This is a genomic window from Nocardiopsis sp. NPDC006938 (assembly GCF_042869555.1).
GTDB lineage: Bacteria > Actinomycetota > Actinomycetes > Streptosporangiales > Streptosporangiaceae > Nocardiopsis.
In genome coordinates, this window is the sequence record NZ_JBIAGA010000025.1 from 1 (window position 1) to 17,230 (window position 17,230).

A 17,230-nucleotide genomic window follows, 5' to 3' on the forward strand; every position below is an offset into this window, starting at 1 on the left:
CTTCGTGTGGATTCGGGCGCCTTGCGGCTTGTGCCTGTTTCCTTTGAAGCGACTCTCCGAGTTTACATGGCCCGAGCACTGCTCGGACCGGAGTTTTTCGGAGGGTGTCTGACTCGAAGATCCGATCACGCCCACGGAGAGTCCGTGTTCGTTTCGATCGAGAAGATCCTGATCCCTCCTTGCGACCTTGGGCCGGTCGGAGGCGACTCGGAGAACATTACCCCTCGCCATGGGTGGACGCAAACGGTTCCACGCGTGTCCTGGGTCACATTCGGTCGAGGAGCCGTCCGGTACCCGTCCCCGCAGCGGCGTACAGCCACTCCACCTCCAGATCCACCTCGGCCACCGTCGCCGGGAGGAACGCCGTCAGGGCCTCGTGTCCGACGAGTGACGCGGCCACCTGGGCGATGGTCGGGTTGTGCCCCACCACCAGGACGGTGTCGGCGTCGGCGTCGACCTGGTTGACCAGTTCCCACAGCTGGTCGACCCCGGCGAGGTAGGCGGTCTCGGAGTAGTCGACGGTCAGGCCCGCGCGCACGCCCGGGTCCATGGCGCCCAGAACCCCGTCGAGTGTCCGACGTGTCCGTTCGGCCGTCGAGCAGATCACGTGGTCGGGAACGTGCCCCAGTTCGGCGAGCACCTTCCCCACCCGTTCGGCCTGCTCCCTGCCGAGGTCCGTCAGAGGACGCTCGTGGTCGGTGACCCCGTGCCCGTCCCCCGCCTGGGCGTGACGCATGAGCAGCAGTGTGCGGCTCATGACGACAGCACCGTCGCGACGACTGAGAGCAGGGCCATGAACCCCACCATCGCCCCCACGATGACCAGCAAACCCTTCATCCCGGACAAGGCCACTCCCTCGACTGCGTCTTCACCTTCGGCTTCCGCCGCCCGGGCCGCGCACGGAGGGCGTCCACCCAGGTTAGGTGCGGCTCCCGAGCCCTCTCTCCCGCCCCTCCCACGACGCGGTGCGGCCGCCCGGGCCTCCCGGACGGCCGCACCACCGCTGCGGACCGGCGGAAGCGCCGGTCCCCTCACTCAGGCCTGGTTGCCCTCCCCGGCCCGGGCCTCCTCTCGCGAACCGCCGTTGTCTCCACCGTTCTCCCCGACGCCTTCCGGAGCGCCCGCGGGCTCGGTCGCGCCGTCGGCCTCGGCGAGGTCGTCCTCGGTCCCCGCGCCCCGGTTCTTGGACCACAGGACGGCGCCCACGAGCACGCCGACCGCGATCACCGTGGCCCCGACCCGCACGGCCACGTTGTCGGCGTAGATCACCACGCTGGGCGCCACGATCAGGGCGACGAGGTTCATCACCTTGAGCAGCGGGTTGATGGCCGGTCCGGCGGTGTCCTTGAAGGGGTCGCCGACCGTGTCGCCGATGACGGTGGCCTCGTGCGCCGGGGAACCCTTGCCGCCGTGGTGGCCGTCCTCGACGAGCTTCTTGGCGTTGTCCCAGGCGCCGCCGGAGTTGGACAGGAACACCGCCATGAGCACACCGGCAGCGATCGCCCCGCCGAGGAAGGCGCCGAGCGGCGCGTAGCCGAACGCGAAGCCCACGGCGATGGGGGCCAGGACCGCCAGGAGGCCGGGGGTGACCAGCTCCCGCAGCGAGTCCTTGGTGCAGATGTCGACCACCCGGGCGTACTCGGGCTTCTCGGTGCCGTCCATGATCCCCGGGCGGGTACGGAACTGGTTGCGTACCTCCAGGACGACGCGCTGGGCGGCCCGGCCGACCGCCATGATCGCCAGCCCGGAGAAGAAGAACACGACGCTGGCGCCGATGATGACGCCGACCAGGACGTCGGGCTCGTCCAGGGAGAGGGAGAAGACCTCGGTGCCGCCGAGCCGTTCCTGCACCGAGGTGCGGAAGGCGCCGAACAGGGCGGTGGCGGCCAGCACCGCCGTGGCGATCGCGATGCCCTTGGTGATCGCCTTGGTGGTGTTGCCGACCGCGTCGAGGCCGGTGAGGATCTCGGCCCCTCGGCCCTCGACGTCCCCGGACATCTCGGCGATGCCCTGGGCGTTGTCGGAGACCGGGCCGAAGGTGTCCATCGCGACGATGATGCCGACCGTGGTGAGCAGGCCGGTGCCCGCGAGGGCGACGGCGAACAGGCTCAGGGTGATGGAACCGCCGCCGAGGAGGAAGGCCGCGTACACGGCGCCCGCGATGAGCAGGGCCGAGTAGACCGCCGACTCCAGGCCGACGGAGATGCCGGAGAGGATCACGGTGGCCGCGCCGGTCCGCGAGCTCTCGCCGATGTCCTTGACGGGGCGCCGGTCGGTCTCGGTGAAGTAGCCGGTGAGCAGCTGGATGGCGGCGGCGAGCACGAGGCCGATGAGCACGGCCGCGACCGCGATGAACCGGGGGTCGGGGTTGGTCCCCGCGTCGGCGATCTCCTTCAGGACGCTGTCGCTGACCCCGGACATCTGCTCGAAGCTGCTGGGCAGGTACCAGAAGGCGGTGGCGGTCACCAGCACGGCGGAGATCGCGGCGGAGACGAAGAAGCCCCGGTTGATCGCCGTCATGGCGGTGCGGTCGTTGGCCCTGGGCGCCACGATGAAGATGCCGATCATGGCGGTGATGACACCGATCATCGGAACCAGCAGCGGGAAGACCAGGCCCTCGGTACCGAAGGCGACGCGGCCGAGGATGAGCGAGGCGACGAGCACCACGGCGTAGGACTCGAAGAGGTCGGCGGCCATGCCCGCGCAGTCGCCGACGTTGTCACCGACGTTGTCGGCGATGGTGGCGGCGTTGCGGGGGTCGTCCTCGGGGATGCCCTGTTCGACCTTGCCGACGAGGTCGGCTCCGACGTCGGCGGCCTTGGTGAAGATGCCGCCGCCCACACGCATGAACATCGCCAGGAGGGCCGCGCCGAAGCCGAAGCCCTCCAGGACGATGGGCGCGTCGCCCCGGTAGACGAGGACGACCAGGGCCGCGCCGAACAGGCCCAGGCCGACCGTGATCATGCCCGCGACCCCGCCGGTGCGGAAGGCGATCCGCATGGCGGTGTGGTTGTCCTTCTCCTCACCGCCCCTCGCGGCCGCGGCGACCCGGACGTTGCCGCGTACCGCGAGCCACATGCCGATGAACCCGGTGGCGGCCGACAGGAGCGCGCCGAGGGCGAAGAAGAGCGACCGGCCGATGGCGATGGCCCAGCTGTCCGCCGGGAGCAGCAGAAGGAGAAGGGGAATGGCGACGACGAACACCGCGAGTGTGCGGAACTGCCGTTTCAGATAGGCCGCCGCCCCTTCCTGGACCGCGACCGCGATGTTGCGCATTCGCTCGGTGCCCTGGCCTGCGGCGAGGACCTCACGGACCAGCATCCCCGCGACGGCGAGCGCGAGTAGCGCGACCACCATGACGACGATGACGAGGGTGAGGTCCCGGCCCTCCAGTGCCAGTGCCATGCCACTTCCCGTGGCGAGGTTGAGCCCAGACAATCCGTCCTCCTTGAGACGGGCACGTCCTTTTCGGCCCCCTGCCGGTGGTGCGCGGGGCCTGGCCCTCGCGGGCTCGGGTGCCGCACACCGCCGTCGTGGACGTACCGCCGTCCGAAAGGCTCCTGAACTGGCTCGACGGCACGCTCGTCGGGTCGAAGCGGTGCCACCTTCCTGTGTGGTGAACGCCGCCCGCAGTCACGCACGCGCGGACGGTGATCCGGGGATTCTACGCACGGAGGCGAAGAAAGCAGAGAGCCGTTTCGGCATTTGTCCAAGAGAGATCGAAGATGTGATCTCACGGTGATCACGGGAAGTGGATGAAAGCCTTGCCAGGCCTCATTTAATTCTTATCCGCTCGCATAATGCGTGAACTCGATGTTAACGTTAAAGTACGCATAAAGTCAGGAACGCGGAGCTTGCACCTCTGGCCCCGCTGGACACACGAGCCTTCCGTGGACTACACGGGCACGCCGCGGAACGCGGCCGGGGAGGAGACCGGAAGGCATTTCGGTCCGAACGGAACTACGCTCCGAGTAGCCGCATCTCCGAAGGGTCGATCCCGTCCCCCGAGGCCGCCCGACCCGCGTCCAGATCGTCGGCCAACGCACGCGCGAACGCGGCCACCCCGGCGACGTCGAGACCATGGGGGGCGTCCGGGCCGAAGGCCGCCACCCGGTCGGCGCCCCGTCTGAGCAGCCGGGCGGCCCCCACCCGGTTGCCGCGCTGGGCGTGGGTGACGCCGACCGCCGTCTGCGCGAGCCCCCGCCACAGTTCGCGTTCCGGTTCGTCCACGGACTTCCACACGGCTTCGAGCACCTCGTGCGCGGTGAACGCGAACCCGCCGTCGAGCAGGCGCTGCGCCTCGGCGACGCCCTCCTCCACGGTGAACACCGCGTCGTCCGGCACCCGGTCGACCTCACCGACCGCGCCGTGCGGCATCGGTCGGCCGTACCGGTCCCGCGGCCGCTGGTTCTGTGCCTGTCCGGACGCGTTGCGATCGCGGACACCGTCCGCACCAGACCGGGGTTCCCCGCTCATAGGTCCCTCACCGCCGTTCGCCGTCGGCGCCCCGGCCACCGGTGGCGCCGACTCCACCGTCGACTTCCCGCAACCACCCTACGAGAGCGTCCCCCACGGCGTCCGGCCGCTCCTCGTGCGGGAAGTGCCCGGCACCCGGCACCGGCACCCACCGGTAGGGGGCGCGCACCAGCCGGCGCGAGGCACGCGCCACCCCAGGCGGGCACACCCGGTCCAGCTCACCGTGCAGTTGCAGGACCGGCACCGACACCGGTCGGCGCATGCGCCACGCGTACCTGAACCCGTCCGCACGGAACCGGGAGCGGAAGATCCAGCGGTGATACTCCAACGAACAGTGCGACACCTTCGGAATCGCGAACGCGCGGCGGTGGTGCTCCCGCGCCTCCCGGTCCGGCCACCCGGGGGCGGACCACGCGTCGAGGAGATCGCCCACGCGGACGCAGCCGTCGGCGAGGAGGCGGTGCTCGGGCAGGATCGGCACCTGGGCGCGGAGCATGTGCGCGACGCCCGGTCCACCGGAGAACAGGACGCGCGCGGCGCGGCGGGGATGCGGTGCGGACACCGCGGCCAGGGCACGGATCTCGTCAGGGTGGTAGGCGGTCATGGTCCAGCCGACCAGTCCGCCGACCCCGTGACCCACCACGGCGGCGTCCGCGGCGCCAAGCGCGCGGACCAGGCTCGCCATGTCCTGGGCCACCCCCACCAGGTCGTAGCCGCGCGGGGTCTTGTCACTGGCGCCGTAGCCGCGCAGGTCGACCGCGACCGCGCGGTATCCCGCCCGGGCCAGACCGGTCAGCTGGGCGCGCCAGGCCCACCAGAACTGGGGGAACCCGTGCAGGAGGAGGACGAGGGGCCCCTCACCGAGCTCGGCCACATGGAACCGGGCTCCGGCGGCGCTCACCGTCCGGTGGTTCCAGGGGCCGTCGACGTAGGCGGCCGAGTCGTCCAGCACCGGAGGCTACCGGTGGACGGGTTCGGGGGTCTCGTCGTCCGAGGCGGCCTCGACCGTCCCGTTCTTGGGCGGGCGGACCTCGCCCCGCAGGATGCCCACGAGACGGGAGGTGGTGACCGCGGTCCGGGCCAGGCCCTGACGGCGGCGCAGGTTGATCACGGCGACCAGGATGAGGACGGCGGCGATCAGGAGGTAGAAGCCGGTGACGGTCAGGAAGGAGAGCCAGAAGGCCCACCCGACCACCTCGGCGAGGAACAGGCCCACGGTGACCGAGAACAGGATGAGGACCAGGTGGAGGACGAAGGCCGCCGCCCCGAACTCGCCGAGGCTCTTGCCGATCCTGGTGGCGTCGGCCTTGGCCTCCAGCTTGGCGAGCTTGATCTCCAGCCGCACGATGCGGGAGAGGTTGTCGGTGGCGTCGGAGACCAGCTCACCGATGGAACGGTCGGAGTCGCTGGCAGTGCCAGGTCGGCCGGTACCCGGCTTGTCCACCATCGTGGGGGTTCCCTTCTCTCGGTCCGTACACGTGGATGATCCTCCGCATCCTCGCACATGCCCTCCCACCCGTGTCTCTCACGGCACGCAAAACCGGCGGCTTCGGTTTCGTCACTTGGGTGAGCGGGAACGGCGCCCCGTCCCTTCGGAAGGGACGGGGCGCCGTTCGGGGACCGGACCCGGTCAGCCGTCCTTCTTGGCGGAGGGCAGCTGCTTGGCGATCACGTCCATGATCGACGAGTCGGTAAGGGTCGAGGTGTCACCGACCTCCCGCTCCTCCGCGATGTCGCGCAGCAGACGGCGCATGATCTTGCCGGAGCGGGTCTTGGGCAGCTCCGGCACGGCCAGCAGGCGGGCCGGCTTGGCGATGGGGCCGAGCGAACTGCCGACGTGGTTGCGCAGCTCCTGGACCAGGTCGGCCGGGACCTCCTCAGCGCCGCCCCGCAGGATGACGAAGCCGACGATGGCCTGACCGGTCACCTTGTCGACCGCACCCACCACGGCCGCCTCGGCGACCTTGGGGTGGGAGACGAGCGCGGACTCCACCTCGGTGGTGGAGATGTTGTGGCCGGAGACGAGCATGACGTCGTCCACGCGGCCGAGCAGCCACAGGTCGCCGTCCTCGTCCTTCTTCGCGCCGTCACCGGGGAAGTACAGGCCCTCGAAGCGCGACCAGTAGGTGTCCTTGTACCGCTGGTCGTCCCCCCAGATGCCGCGCAGCATCGACGGCCACGGCTCGCGGATGACGATGAAGCCGCCCTCGCCGTCGGGGACGGACTTGCCCTCCTCGTCCACCACGTCCGCGACGATGCCCGGAACGGCCCGCATGGCGGCACCGGGCTTGCCGGGGGTGACGCCGGGGAGCGGGCTGACCATGATCGCGCCGGTCTCGGTCTGCCACCAGGTGTCGACCACCGGGGTGTTCCCGCCGCCGATGTTCTCCCGGTACCACATGTAGGCCTCGGGGTTGATGGGTTCACCCACCGAGCCGATCACCCTCAGGCTGGACAGGTCGTACTCGGCGGGGATCTCGTCGCCCCACTTCATGAAGGTGCGGATCGCCGTGGGCGCCATGTAGGCGATGGTGACCTTGTACTTCTCGATGAGCTCCCAGAAGCGGCCCTTGTGCGGGGTGTCCGGGGTGCCCTCGTACATGACGACGGTGGCCGCGTTGGAGAGCGGCCCGTACACGATGTAGGAGTGGCCGGTCACCCAGCCGATGTCGGCGGCGCACCAGTAGACGTCGGTCTCGGGCTTGAGGTCGAAGACCGCCCAGTGCGTGTAGGACGCCTGCGTGAGGTAGCCGCCGGTGGTGTGCAGGATGCCCTTGGGCTTGGCCGTGGTGCCGCTGGTGTACATGATGTACAGCGGGTGCTCGGCGTCGTGCGCCTCGGGGGCGTGCTCGGTGCTCGCGGTCCCCACGACGTCGTGCCACCACACGTCGCGGTCGTTCCACTCGACGTCCTGGCCGGTGCGGCGGACGACGAGGACGTTCTCGACGGCGGGGCGGTCCGCGACGGCTCCGTCCACGGCGGGCTTGAGCGCGCTGGGCTTGCCGCGCCGGTAGCCGCCGTCCGCGGTGATGACGAGCTTGGCCTGGCTGTCGTCCAGGCGCTGGCCGAGGGCGTCCACGGAGAAACCACCGAAGACGACCATGTGCACGGCGCCGATACGGGCACAGGCGAGCATGGCCACGACGGTCTCGGGGATCATCGGCATGTAGATGGCGACGCGGTCGCCCTTGGCCACACCCAACGAGGTGAGGGCGTTGGCGGCCTGGCAGACCTGGTCCTTGAGCTCGGCGTAGGTGATGGCCCGGCTGTCACCGGGCTCCCCCTCCCACTGGAGGGCGACGCGGTCGCCGAGACCGGCCTCGACGTGCCGGTCCAGACAGTTGACGGAGGCGTTGAGCTCGCCTCCGACGAACCACTGGGCGTAGGGCGGGTTCCAGTCCAGGACGGTGTCCCAGGGCCGCTCCCACTGGAGCCTCCGGGCCTGCTCCTCCCAGAAGCCCAGGCGGTCACTCGCCGCGACGTCGTAGGCGTCGGCCTTGACGTTGGCGTTCGCGGCGAGGTCCGCGGGCGGCGGGAAGCTCCTGGTCTCGTGGAGAAGGTTGGACAGTGTCTCCTGGCTCGGGGGAGTGCTGTCGGCCACTGTGATTCTCCTTACGTTGGGCTGTGCGTCCCAATTAATCATGTGGTCCATACCGCGGGAACAGGCGGGTCGACGTCCAGCGGCGGCACGGCCCGGGCGCGCGGCGAACGGTCGGCGAACGGTCGCCGGTCCGCGACGAGCGGTCCCCCCGGGCCCGGGTCCGGGGCGTGGAGCACCCGGTGTTACCGCCGCGTAGTGTTGTTTTCCGTGAGCGAATCGACTTCTGCATCCCTGTCCGACCCACTGTCCCGGATCGCCGCCCTTCCCGGGGTGAGCGACGCGGTGGAGGAGACCAGGACCCTGGTCGACAGGCTGCTGGGACACCGCGTCCTTCGCCGCCGGAGCAGTGACGTGTCCATGGAGTCCTCCCTGCGGGGCGCGTGCGCGTCGGCGGCCCTGGAGGGCGCCGAGGTCTCGATGGACGAGATCCGCGACGGGCACGTGTACGACACCCGGATCAAGGGCGCGCTCCGTGTCGGCGGTGAGCTGGGCACGCTGGTGGACACCTGGCCCCAGGCCCCCCGCCAGGCCCTGGCCCGCCTGCACACCCTGGCCGCGGCCGACGCGGTGGCGGAGGAGGCCCTGGGGCGCCCCCGGCTGGAGGGTGAGCGCGTCGAGGACCCGCTCGACCTCGGTTCGGCGCCGGGCGCCGCGGAGGCCGCGGCGCGGCTGGAGGGCCTGTACGCGCTGTTGGGGGCCCGGACGACGGTTCCCGCCCTGGTCACGTCGGCACTGGTACATGGAGAGCTGATGGCGATCCGGCCGTTCGGCTGGGGTGACGGGCTGGTGGCGCGGGCCGCCGAGCGGCTGACGCTGGTGGAGCGCGGGCTGGACCCGAAGTCCCTGGTCACGTCCGAGCTGGGCCACCAGACCCTGAGGGACGAGTACGCCCCGGCCCTGCGCGGTTACATGGCCGGCACCGCCGAGGGGGTGGCCGCCTGGGTCGTGTACTGCTGCCGTGCGGTGCGGGCCGGCGCCCAGGATTCCCTCGCCACGTGCGAGGCGCTCAAGCGCGGCTGAGCCGGAGTGCGGGGCTCAGGGGGCGGACGGGGCGGACGGGGCGGACGGGGCGGACGGGGCGGACGGGAACCGAACACCGTTCGCCCGACGCCGTTCCCGGATGGCGATCCCGGGGCGCTCCACGGATAATCGCCAGTTCCCCACTCCGTTGATTTACCAACAAGTAATAACTCGGATGCATCTCGTTTCGATCACGCTTCACCGAGCGCGATTGTTTCCCGATTGCTCACGCACGTGCACGTGCATGCGAACGGCACTCCCGATGACACCCGGGGGTGCCGTTTCCGCTTCCCCCGAGCGCGCGCACAGCCACCATTCCTTACTCAGTGACCTGGGAAGACATTGCTCTTTCCGAGCCCTCCCATGCCCCGGCAGCAGCGGGCGCGAGAGGTTCTCGAAGGGCACCACCGGGCCGACTCCGGGCACCGACTCCTTTGTTTGCCCGCCCCGAAACCCCCTTCCAAAAGGTGGTGCGGCGAAGTTTCTCTGTTGGATTCCCGAACCGATAGACAGTGTCTCGTGATAGCGTCTGTTCCGGAGTCGCGCGAAGGGCCGACATCGCCGGGCCAAAACCCGGGGTTCCTGGTTGAGGGCACGAGTCGCAAATACGGACATTGCGCCCATGAAACTGTGGCACCGTCGATCCTCGCGAGAAGAACGGAACGGACACCCCCGGCACGGGGCTCCGCGCGTTCGCACCCACGCTCCCGAAGGACCCTTCCCCGGAGAGCGGACTCCGGCCTGTCCCCCCGAGGCCGGAACCGAGTGGCCCCCAGTTCCCCCTGTGGGGTCCGCTCGACGACCTCCGCTCCGTCCCGCCTGACGGGCCGGGACACACGGACAGCCCCCGTACGTGTGTCCCGCCCGCCGGGTGGGGCCCGCTCCGGCGGCACTCCCGCGCACGGCGGCCGACTCCCCCACCCGGGTTATCCACAGATCCGCGCCGACGGCTTTCGCCGGGCGCCTCCTTCGGCGAAGGTCGAAAGGGCAGGTTCCCCGCCCTTCCCGGAAGGCCCGATGGACGCCCCGCAGCGCACCCTGATCGCCACCGCCGACCCCGCCCTCCTCGACGACCTCCTCCGACTGACCGCGGCGGCCGCCGTCGAGGTCACCGTGGCACCCGACCCCGAACAGGCCCTGCGTGTCTGGAACCGCTCCCCCCTCGTCGTGGTCGGCGCCGACCTGGACCGCGCGCTCCGCGCCGCCGGTCCACCACCCCACCCACGGGTGGCGGTCGTCTCCCACGACGACGGCCCCGCACCCGAGCGCGCCGCGCTCCCCGGACACGACGCCCCCGGCGACCGCCCCCTCCACCAGGCTCCCGAACACCACCGCCCCCGACGCGACGGCGTCTACCTGCTGCCCAGGGACGAGGCCGCCCTCGTCGACCTCCTCTCCTCCGTCACCGACCGCGCCCCGGCGCCCGTGGTGTCCGTCGTCGGCGGCCGGGGCGGCGCCGGGGCCAGCCTGCTCTCGGCCGCCCTCTCCCTCGCCGGTGAACGCGCCGGACTGGCCACCGCCCTGCTCGACGCCGACCCGCTGGGCTGCGGGCCCGACGTCTACCTGGGCTGCGACCACGCCGCCCCGCAGGCCCGCACCGGCTGGGGCGACCTGGTCCGCCAACGCGGCCGCCTACCCTGGCGGACCCTACGCGACGGCCTGCCCAGGGTCGGCCGGGTGGACGTACTCACCTGGGCGCGCGGCACCAGCACCGAACAGGGCCGCCCCCTCCCGGTCGGCGCCGCCCGGGCCGTCCTGGACTCCGCCCGCCGGGGCACCGACCTCGTCGTGGCGGACCTGCCCCGCTCCTTCGACCCGGGCACCGCCGTCTTCCTCAACCACTCCGCCCTCGTCCTCGTGGTGGTCCCCGCCGACGTGTACTCGGTGGTGTCCGCCGCGCGCATGACCCCACGGCTCCGTCAGGAGGCCACCCGGGTACGGGTCGTCGTGCGCGGAGCCCGGGGCGGCCTGTCCACCGGGGTGGTCACCACGACGCTCGGCGTGGAGCTGGGAGCCGACCTACCACCCGAACCCGGGCTGTCCCGGGCACTGCGGGTCGGTGAGGTACCGGCCCGGCACCCCCGATCCCCGCTGGCCCGCTACGCGGACCGGGTCGTGGCGGCCCTGGTCCGCGAGGAGCGACCCCGATGAGCGCCCTCTGGGACCGACTGGCCCACCGCGCCCCCGCACCGGACACCCCGACGCCGCGCTCCCCGGTGTCCCGCGCCGCGCCGCCCACCACGGCCAGGGACCCGTCCCCCGTCGAGGACACCGTGCTGGAACGGGTCCGCGACCGCTTCGTGGCCACCGGGACGCCGGTCACCCCGGCCAACGTCGCCGCCGCGATCCGCGCCGAGGGCGGCGCCCTGGGCGACCGGGAACTCCTCACGATGACCCGGCGGCTCGCCGCCGACCTGTCCGGGGCCGGTCCACTGGAGGAACTGCTCACCGCCGACGTCACCGACGTCCTGGTCAACGGGCCGGACCAGGTCTGGGTCGACTCCGGCGAAGGGCTGCGCCGAATACACGGGGTGCGGTTCGCCTCCGAGGACGAAGTGCGCAGGCTCGCCCAGCGGCTCGCCTTCCAGGCCGGGCGACGGCTCGACGCCGCCGTCCCCTACGTGGACGCGCGCCTACCCAACGGCGCCCGGCTGCACGCCGTGCTGCCGCCCATCGCCCCCGGCGGCGCCTGCCTGTCCCTGCGCGTCCCGCCCAGGCGCGTCTTCGGGCTCAAGGAGCTCACCGCCAGCGGCACCCTGACCCCCTCCGGCGCGGACCTGCTGCGCGCACTCGTCGCCCTCCGCGAACCCTTCCTGGTCAGCGGCGGGACGGGGACGGGCAAGACCACCCTGCTGTCGTCCCTGCTGTCCCTGGTCCACCCCGAGGAACGCATCGTGCTCGCCGAGGACTCCCCCGAGCTGCGCCCCGACCACCCGCACGTGGTGCGCCTCCAGACCCGCCCGGCCAACGTCGAGGGCAGTGGGGAGGTCACCCTGGAGACCCTCGTCCGCCAAGGCCTGCGTATGCGCCCGGACCGGCTCGTGGTCGGGGAGGCCCGTGGCCCGGAGATCGTGTCGTTGCTGGGCGCCCTCAACACCGGCCACCGTGGCGGCGCCGGGACTCTCCACGCCAACGGCGCAGAGGAGGTGCCCGCCCGGATCGAGGCGATGGGGTGTGCCGCCGGACTCGGGCGAGGGGCGGTACACAGCCAGCTCGCCGCCACCGGGGTGCTGGTGGTCCACCTGGTCCGGGATGCCCGGGGGCGTCGCCTCGCCGAGGTCAGGGTCCTGCGGCGGGAGGTCTCGGGGCTGGTACGGGCCGAACCCGCGGTGGCCTTCACCCCGGACGGACGCACACACGAGCACCCCGGCGCGGAGGAGCTGGCGGCCCGGCTGGGCGGAGGGTGGCGGCGGTGATCCTCCTGGCGGTGACCACGTTGGCGGCGGCCCTGGCCTGGTCCGTGCCCCGTGCGGGCCGGTTCCGGCTGGTACCGCGGTGGCGGCCCGAGCGTGCGCGCCGACGGCTTCGCCCGCCGTCGCTGCGCCCGCTCCTGGCGCTCCTGGCCCGCCGCCGCGAGGGGACGCGACGGCGGTGGGCGGTGATCCGCCTGTGCCGGACGATGGCGGCCGAGCTCAGGGCCGGGCAGTCGCCGGAGTCCGCCCTGCGGATCGCGGCGGTGGAGGGCGGCGCGCTCGTCGGCGCGGTGTCGGACCCCGCGGAACTGCGCGGAGCGGCCGCGCGGGACGAGGACCTGTGGGCCCTGGCCGGGCTCGCGGCCTGTTGGGAGGTGGCGTCGGAGACCGGGGCCGGACTGGCCGGGGTGGTGGACGAGTTCGCGGAGAACCTGACCGAACGCGAGGAGCAGCGGGCCGAGGCGTGGGCGCGGACCGCCGGACCCCGCACCACCGCGCTCGTGCTGTGCGGGCTGCCGCTGGTCGGGATGGCGATGTCGGCGGGGCTGGGCGGATCGCCGCTGGTGTTCCTGTTCACCACGCCGGTGGGCCTGTTGTGCCTGGGTCTGGGCGTGCTGCTCGATCTCGTGGGCGTCTGGTGGACCCTGCGCATGGTGCGAAGAGCGGTGGCCTGAGCGGGGTGCCGGGTCGGGGGGCGGGGTCCGGAGCGGAGTCCACCCGGCCCTGGTTCCGTGCGGAGCCCGGAGCCGACGAACGGAGGGAGAAAGATGTACTTCGAGGTGGCGGCGGTGCTGTGCGCGACGGGGGCGGTGTGGGTCCTGTGCGGACCGGACCGTCCGCGTTCCGTCCCTCGGGTCCTCGGCGCGGCGGCGGGCACCAGGGCCCGAAATCGGCCACGCGGGCCCGCGCCGGGGTCCTGGCTCCGGTTGCTCGTCCCGGTCGTGGCCGCGGTCGCGCTGACCGCCCTGGTCGGCGGGGCGGGCGTCGTCGTGGCCCTCGCTGTGGGCGGTTACCTGTGGTGGCGGTCCCGTAGGAGGGCGCGGCGTCCCGCGCGCCTGCCGGTCACCGACGACCTTCCCGTGCTCATCGGTCTGCTCGCCTCGGGTGTCCGTGCCGGTGCGACCGTACCCGCCGGTCTGGGGGCGGTGGCCGGGGCGGCCCGAGGCGACCTGGGAACCGAACTCGCCTCCCTGCGGGACCAGCTGGAGCTGGGTGCCGACCCCCTGCCCGCCTGGCGCAGGTCGGCCCTGCCCGAGCCCCTGGTGGCGGTCGGCGCCGACCTGGCCCGGGCCGCCGAGACCGGAGCTCCCGTGGCCGATCTGCTCGACCGGCACGTACGCGACCTCCGTCGGCGGTCCCGGGCCGTGACCACCGCCCGCGTGGAGAGTCTGGGGGTACTGGTCGTCGCCCCGCTCGGGTTGTGCTTCCTGCCCGCCTTCGTGCTGATCGGCATCGTGCCGATGGCGGCGGAACTCCTCCTGGCCGCCCTCGCGCGGTGAACCGCGCACGAGCGGCGGGGTGCGGCGAACCCGTGGCCGCCGCACCCCGGGCGTCTGGTCAGGGGCGCTCGCCGATCTCGCCGACCCAACCCGACCACACGAAGCCGACCTGCTCGGTGAGGAGCGGGTACTCCAGACCGAAGCTGGCCGCGCCCTCGTACTCGGGCCCCTCCTCCAGGAGGGTGACGTCGCGGTACAGCAGTGCACCGTCCTCGGCGTCGTACAGGTACCGGACCTCGCTCACCCGGCCCTCGTCCTCGATGGTGAAGGCGAACAGCTCGCCCTCGCGGTTCAGCGTGTCGGTCGCGGTGCCCAGGTAGGCCACCTCGGCGACCTCGGCGAACACCCGCTGGACCGCGGCCTCCTCCGCGCCGGACAGCGGCCGCGACTCGTAGAGCCGGTCCGCGGCGTTGGCCAGCGCGGGCAGGGACTCGTCGGCCGGGCCCTCACCGAAGTCGGCGAGCGCCTCCAGCATCCCGTCGGTGTCGGTCGGCAGCTCGGCGGGCCACACGAGGCTCTCGTGCACGGTGTCCTCGTAGGACTCGCTGCCCTGTTCGAGGAACCACTCGTGGTCGGCCTCCTCGCCTCCGGCCTCCAGCGGCGGCTTCGGCTCGGAGTCCTGTCGGGTGTTGCCCTCCAGGTCCTCCCACGACGTCCAGTCGTAGGGGACGAACCGGTAGCCGTGGGTCTCGTCCGGGTCGTCGTCGCCCGCGTTGGCGGTGAGCTGGTGCAGCCGTGTGCCGGTGGTGGCGACGAAGCCCACCTCCCCGTCGCCCGGGGCGGCGCCGCGCGCCTCGGTGACGCCGGCCAGCGCGGTCAGGGGCTCGGTGCCGTCGACCGGATCGCCGCCGGTGACCTCGATGGGGTCGGGCTGGGCGGCGTAGGCCAGCGGAATGCCCGCGTGGTCGTCACCGGGCAGGATGACCACACCGGCGCCCACGGCGAGTGCGGCGGTCGCCGCTCCGGCGGCCAGGACGGGGACGCGCTTCCACAGGGGTCGGGCCATGGTCGTGTGTTCCTCCAGTTTCGCGATGGCGTGCAGACGCGCCCGCTGCCGGGCCTCGGGGGTGGGGCGAACGTCGTTGGCGGGGTCGGTGCCGTCGAATGCGTTGCGCAGTGCGGTCAGGTCGTCCACGAGACCTCCTTCGGGACGCGCACCCGGGCGGGTGCGGGGGCGTCTTCCTTCATGAACGCGGTCAGTTTTCTTCGAGCCCGGTGCAGACGCCCGCGAGCGGTGACATGCGCGCAGCCGACCACCTTCGCGGCCTGGCGGCAGTCCAGCCCCTCCCAGGTCACGAGCATCACGAGTTCGCGTTCGACCTCCGTCAACCGGGCCAGCGCCGCCAGGGCGCCCGCACGGTCGAGGAACTGGTCGGCGTCGTCGTGGTGGCGGGGGCCGGTCTCCTGCCCGAGCGACTCGGCGATCAGCCCCTGGCGTCGCGCGGAACGCATGTGGGCGAGCCCGATCCGGCGGGCGCAGGCGTACAGCCAGGGCAGTTCCTGTCCCGCCGGTACGCGTCCCCGGCGCTGCCATGCCACCGCGAAGGCCTCCGAAGCGACGTCGTCGGCCTGATCGGGCCCCACACGTCGGCGCGCGTAGCGGTAGACCGCGTCGTAGTGCTCTTCGAACATGTCGTTGAAGTCGCGGCGGTCGGAGTGTTCGTCTCCGGCTCGGCCTTCTCGCATCGGCGTTCCTCCCGTTCTCTCACCCGTCTATGTCCGCGGAGGGGGTGTGTGTTCGGTCGGGAGGTGACTTTTCTTCGACGACCGCCGCGTGGCCCGGGGCACCGCGCTCTGGCCCGCGACTGGAGGTGGGAGGGGCCGTTACGCCCTCTCCCACCTGGAAGGTTAGGGGTGGAACGGACCACGGGCGCACCCGGAGGGCGCGGGCCGGAGACGGGGTCAGGGTGTCTCCCCGGCTCCGTGTACCGGTCCGGCCCGGGAACGCGCCACGACCTCGTGGGCCCGAGCGGTGGCGGTGAGGGACACCGTGACCTCGACGGTGAACCCCTCCGCTTCGCAGGAGTCGAGGGTCGCGCCGTTGGCCTCGGCGGTGCGCCGGGCGCTCTCGCACGCATGCGGGGTTCCCTCGTGCGCCCGTGCCGCCGCCGCGAGCGCGGCGAGGTCGGCGGCGGTGGCCGCACGGTCGCGGTCCAGGCGGGCCGTGGCGGTGAGGAGCACGGTGTGGACGAGGAACCACAGCACCAGGCTGACCGAGATCCACCAGACGGTGGCGGACCCGGAGTCCGCCCGGCCGCCCGCCCCGCTCCCGCCCGGTGGCCGGGGCTGGAACGGGGTCACGGGAGCGCGCTGAGCAGGGCGCGGGCGCCGCCCGGCGCCACCAGCACCAGCACCAGCACCAGCACCAGCACCAGCACCAGCACTGAAGCACGTGCGGGGGGACGCGCGAGGTTGCGCGGGCCTCCGGTCGCCGTGCCACGGACGGATGAGAGAGAGCGGTCGGGTCAGCGGGCCGCAGACGCACCCGGGCGCGGGAGCGTGCCGGGCCGCACGGGCCATCCGGGTCACGGCGGCTCCTCCAGGGGGACCGCCGCCTCGGCACGGACACCGAGTGGCGGGGCCCGCAGGGGGCCGATCCGCAGTTCGGCGCGCACGGTGACCCGCGCCGTCCCGTCGCCTTCGGTCAGCTCGACGCGGGCCCCGTCCGGGGCGGCCGACAGCGCCAGGGCCCGGGCCCGGTCCGAGGTCTCGCCACGGGCCAGGGCACGGGCCCCGATCCGGGCGGCGTCGGCGCAGGAGAGCCGGGCCTCGGCCGCGGCCACCGCTCCGAGCGCGACGGCCAGCACCAGCATCAGGGTGGGCAGCAGCATGGCCGCCTCCATCGTCACGGAGCCGCCCCGGTCAGTGGCGGGGCTGGAGCGCATCGACGAACACCGCGGTGAGGGCGGCCGACACCGTCTCACTGGTGGCGATGAGGTAGAGCACCCCCGCGATGGCCACCGCCGCGACCGTTCCCATGGCGTACTCGGCGGTGCTCATGCCGTGGTCGGAACGGGCGGGGTTCGGGCACGGGAAAGGGGACACGGGACCTCCCTGGGGTTCCGGGCGGGGAGGGTCCCGCCGCCCGGTCCTTCCAGGGTGCGGCCGGGGGCACCGGAACGGAAGACGTCGCCCGGGCCTGTGGACAACCCCCGTCATCGCCCTGGCTTGGACAACCCCCGTCATCGCCAGCGCCACCGCGGTCGACCTCCCTTGGGAAG

The 17,230-nt window shown here is 72.5% G+C and carries 16 protein-coding genes; 5 read left to right on the forward strand and 11 right to left on the reverse strand.

The genetic code is table 11. The features are described from left to right. Positions 1–265 precede the first annotated feature (265 nt). The 6 genes from ACFYL4_RS25490 to acs all read right to left on the reverse strand — a co-directional run bounded on the left by ACFYL4_RS25490 (position 266) and on the right by acs (position 8,077). Positions 266–757 carry a histidine phosphatase family protein gene (locus ACFYL4_RS25490; RefSeq protein ID WP_357764912.1) on the reverse strand — a complete coding sequence of 164 codons (492 nt, stop codon included), beginning with the start codon at positions 755–757 and terminating at the stop codon, positions 266–268. A gap of 278 nt (positions 758–1,035) precedes the next feature. Continuing rightward, a complete protein-coding gene (locus tag ACFYL4_RS25495; protein WP_357764910.1) occupies positions 1,036–3,405 on the reverse strand; it encodes a sodium-translocating pyrophosphatase in 2,370 nt (789 codons plus the stop codon). Between the two features lie 555 nt (positions 3,406–3,960). Beyond that, positions 3,961–4,476 carry a DUF309 domain-containing protein gene (locus tag ACFYL4_RS25500; RefSeq protein WP_387521676.1) on the reverse strand — a complete coding sequence of 172 codons (516 nt, stop codon included), beginning with the start codon at positions 4,474–4,476 and terminating at the stop codon, positions 3,961–3,963. 7 nt (positions 4,477–4,483) lie between these two features. After that, the gene (locus ACFYL4_RS25505) at positions 4,484–5,428 is read right to left on the reverse strand and encodes an alpha/beta hydrolase (protein WP_357764906.1); all 945 of its coding nucleotides are present in this window, start codon (positions 5,426–5,428) and stop codon (positions 4,484–4,486) included. A 6-nt stretch (positions 5,429–5,434) separates the two neighbouring features. Next, complete coding sequence (locus tag ACFYL4_RS25510) at positions 5,435–5,923, reverse strand: phage holin family protein (RefSeq protein WP_357764903.1); 489 nt, start codon at positions 5,921–5,923, stop codon at positions 5,435–5,437. Positions 5,924–6,106: 183 nt separating this feature from the next. Beyond that, positions 6,107–8,077, reverse strand: coding sequence for an acetate--CoA ligase (gene acs / locus ACFYL4_RS25515; protein WP_387521678.1), 1,971 nt, complete (start codon positions 8,075–8,077; stop codon positions 6,107–6,109). 207 nt (positions 8,078–8,284) lie between these two features. On the opposite strand from acs, the gene ACFYL4_RS25520 reads away from it, so the two are divergent. From ACFYL4_RS25520 to ACFYL4_RS25540, 5 genes are all read left to right on the forward strand, one after another. Then, complete coding sequence (locus tag ACFYL4_RS25520; RefSeq protein WP_387521680.1) at positions 8,285–9,097, forward strand: oxidoreductase; 813 nt, start codon at positions 8,285–8,287, stop codon at positions 9,095–9,097. A 1,017-nt stretch (positions 9,098–10,114) separates the two neighbouring features. Continuing rightward, positions 10,115–11,248, forward strand: coding sequence for a septum site-determining protein Ssd (gene ssd / locus ACFYL4_RS25525; protein ID WP_387521682.1), 1,134 nt, complete (start codon positions 10,115–10,117; stop codon positions 11,246–11,248). Continuing rightward, entirely contained in the window at positions 11,245–12,513 is a 1,269-nt protein-coding gene (locus tag ACFYL4_RS25530) for a TadA family conjugal transfer-associated ATPase (protein ID WP_387521684.1), read from the forward strand. The genes ssd and ACFYL4_RS25530 overlap by 4 nt, the downstream gene beginning before the upstream one ends. Further along, a complete protein-coding gene (locus ACFYL4_RS25535; RefSeq protein WP_387521745.1) occupies positions 12,513–13,184 on the forward strand; it encodes a type II secretion system F family protein in 672 nt (223 codons plus the stop codon). The genes ACFYL4_RS25530 and ACFYL4_RS25535 overlap by 1 nt, the downstream gene beginning before the upstream one ends. Positions 13,185–13,277: 93 nt before the next feature. Next, the gene (locus ACFYL4_RS25540; RefSeq protein WP_387521686.1) at positions 13,278–14,009 is read left to right on the forward strand and encodes a type II secretion system F family protein; all 732 of its coding nucleotides are present in this window, start codon (positions 13,278–13,280) and stop codon (positions 14,007–14,009) included. A 58-nt stretch (positions 14,010–14,067) separates the two neighbouring features. Here ACFYL4_RS25540 and ACFYL4_RS25545 read toward each other — a convergent pair whose 3' ends face one another. The 5 genes from ACFYL4_RS25545 to ACFYL4_RS25565 form a co-directional block, all read right to left on the reverse strand. Further along, positions 14,068–15,144: a CU044_5270 family protein gene (locus ACFYL4_RS25545; protein WP_387521688.1), complete on the reverse strand. Its 1,077-nt coding sequence runs from the start codon at positions 15,142–15,144 to the stop codon at positions 14,068–14,070. Continuing rightward, a complete protein-coding gene (locus ACFYL4_RS25550; protein WP_387521690.1) occupies positions 15,132–15,695 on the reverse strand; it encodes an RNA polymerase sigma factor in 564 nt (187 codons plus the stop codon). The genes ACFYL4_RS25545 and ACFYL4_RS25550 overlap by 13 nt, the downstream gene beginning before the upstream one ends. A gap of 216 nt (positions 15,696–15,911) precedes the next feature. Beyond that, entirely contained in the window at positions 15,912–16,310 is a 399-nt protein-coding gene (locus ACFYL4_RS25555; protein WP_387521691.1) for an Rv3654c family TadE-like protein, read from the reverse strand. 224 nt (positions 16,311–16,534) lie between these two features. Further along, positions 16,535–16,894, reverse strand: coding sequence for a TadE family type IV pilus minor pilin (locus ACFYL4_RS25560; RefSeq protein WP_387521693.1), 360 nt, complete (start codon positions 16,892–16,894; stop codon positions 16,535–16,537). Continuing rightward, positions 16,872–17,054, reverse strand: a complete 183-nt coding sequence (locus ACFYL4_RS25565; protein WP_387521695.1) for a DUF4244 domain-containing protein — start codon at positions 17,052–17,054, stop codon at positions 16,872–16,874. Before ACFYL4_RS25565 ends, ACFYL4_RS25560 begins: the two co-directional genes overlap by 23 nt. Between the last annotated feature and the right edge of the window lie 176 nt (positions 17,055–17,230).

Excerpts from the sequence above, each read along its gene's own strand:
- ACFYL4_RS25490 (WP_357764912.1), bottom strand. The coding sequence starts at position 757 with ATGAGCCGCACACTGCTGCTCATGCGTCACGCCCAGGCGGGGGACGGG.
- ACFYL4_RS25495 (WP_357764910.1), bottom strand. The coding sequence starts at position 3,405 with ATGGCACTGGCACTGGAGGGCCGGGACCTCACCCTCGTCATCGTCGTC.
- ACFYL4_RS25500 (WP_387521676.1), bottom strand. The coding sequence starts at position 4,476 with ATGAGCGGGGAACCCCGGTCTGGTGCGGACGGTGTCCGCGATCGCAAC.
- ACFYL4_RS25510 (WP_357764903.1), bottom strand. The coding sequence starts at position 5,923 with ATGGTGGACAAGCCGGGTACCGGCCGACCTGGCACTGCCAGCGACTCC.
- ssd (WP_387521682.1), top strand. The coding sequence starts at position 10,115 with ATGGACGCCCCGCAGCGCACCCTGATCGCCACCGCCGACCCCGCCCTC.
- ACFYL4_RS25530 (WP_387521684.1), top strand. The coding sequence starts at position 11,245 with ATGAGCGCCCTCTGGGACCGACTGGCCCACCGCGCCCCCGCACCGGAC.
- ACFYL4_RS25540 (WP_387521686.1), top strand. The coding sequence starts at position 13,278 with ATGTACTTCGAGGTGGCGGCGGTGCTGTGCGCGACGGGGGCGGTGTGG.
- ACFYL4_RS25550 (WP_387521690.1), bottom strand. The coding sequence starts at position 15,695 with ATGCGAGAAGGCCGAGCCGGAGACGAACACTCCGACCGCCGCGACTTC.
- ACFYL4_RS25560 (WP_387521693.1), bottom strand. The coding sequence starts at position 16,894 with ATGCGCTCCAGCCCCGCCACTGACCGGGGCGGCTCCGTGACGATGGAG.